The organism is Variovorax glucosi (genome assembly GCF_051216695.1).
In the GTDB taxonomy this organism is placed as follows: domain Bacteria; phylum Pseudomonadota; class Gammaproteobacteria; order Burkholderiales; family Burkholderiaceae_C; genus Variovorax.
In genome coordinates this window covers 1-1,378 of record NZ_JBPJZE010000119.1, presented here as the reverse complement: position 1 = coordinate 1,378, position 1,378 = coordinate 1, and the positions used below count along the sequence as shown (strand labels likewise).

General features: G+C 65.3%; 2 protein-coding genes and 1 pseudogene. All 3 read left to right on the top strand.

The features are described from left to right. Window positions 1–85, top strand: a pseudogene (locus ACSFA3_RS23425) (acyl-CoA dehydrogenase family protein); the annotation flags it as partial. A gap of 13 nt (window positions 86–98) precedes the next feature. Further along, entirely contained in the window at window positions 99–392 is a 294-nt protein-coding gene (locus tag ACSFA3_RS23420) for an acylphosphatase (protein WP_435474882.1), read from the top strand. 135 nt (window positions 393–527) lie between these two features. Continuing rightward, window positions 528–1,378, top strand: an 851-nt coding sequence (locus ACSFA3_RS23415; protein WP_435507823.1) for a hydroxymethylglutaryl-CoA lyase, incomplete at its 3' end; no start/stop codon positions are given.

Below are 1,378 nucleotides of genomic sequence, written 5' to 3'. Positions count from 1 at the left end.
CATTCCGCGCATTGCACCCGTGAGCCCGCAGATGATCCTGAACTTCATCGCCGAAAAGGCGCTAGGGCTGCCCAAGTCTTACTGATCCGTGCCATGCCATGAACAACAACGTCACCGTCACCCGCCATCTCGTCATTCGCGGCCGCGTGCAGGGCGTGGGCTACCGCTGGTCGATGGTGCAGGCCGCGAAGCGGCTCGGCGTGCGCGGCTGGGTGCGCAACCGGCGTGATGGGAGCGTGGAGGCGCTTGCAGCCGGCGAGGCTGTCGCGGTGGAAGGGTTGATCCGCTGGGCGCGCCAGGGGCCGGACGGTGCGCGCGTGGATGCGGTCGAGGCGACCGATGCCGCGACCACGGACAGCCCCGACGACTTCGAGCAGCGCGAAACCGCCTAGCGCCCGGCTGGCACCATTTGCAACCCCGCAGGCGCGCATTGCTACCTTCCGCGACTTGTGTACCGAGCAGGGCGTTTCCATGTGTCGGACAATTGACGACGGTTTCTCATTCTCCCGAGACACAAGAGACATCCCATGAAACTCCCCACCAAAGTCAAGATCGTCGACGTCGGCCCGCGCGACGGCCTGCAGAACGAAAAGCAGCCGGTCTCCGCCGAAATCAAGATCGGCCTCGTGCACTGCTTGCAGGACGCAGGGCTAAAAGAGATCGAGGTCACCAGCTTCGTCAGTCCCAAGTGGGTGCCGCAGATGGCCGACAACGCCGAGGTGATGCACGGCATCCAACGCAAGCCCGGCGTGCGCTATTCGGTGCTCACGCCCAACATGAAGGGCTTCGAGGCCGCCATTGCCGCGCCGCGCGAAGAGTGGCCCGACGAGATCGTGGTGTTCGGCGCTGCGAGCGAGGCCTTCAGCCAGAAGAACATCAACTGCTCCATTGCCGAGAGCATCGAACGCTTCGCGCCCGTGGTGGCTGCGGCGCGCGAGAAAGGCATCTACGTGCGCGGCGCCATGTCGTGCACGGTCGGTTGCCCCTATGAAGGCGAGATTGCGCCGGCCAAGGTCGCATACCTGGCGCAACTGATGAAGGGCATTGGCGTGCAGCGCGTGGACGTGGCCGACACCATCGGCGTGGGCACGCCGCGCAAGGTGCAAGGGGCGATGGAGGCCACGCTGGCGCACTTCGATGTCGACGCCATTTCCGGCCACTTTCACGACACCTACGGGCAGGCGCTGGTCAACACGCTGGCGGCGCTCGAGATGGGCGTGTGGAACTTCCAGTCGTCTTCGGCCGGCCTGGGCGGCTGCCCCTACGCCAAGGGTGCGACGGGCAACGTGGCGACGGAAGACGTGGTCTACATGCTGCACGGCATGGGCATCGAGACCGGCATCGACCTCGACAAGCTGATCGACGCGGGCGTGTACAT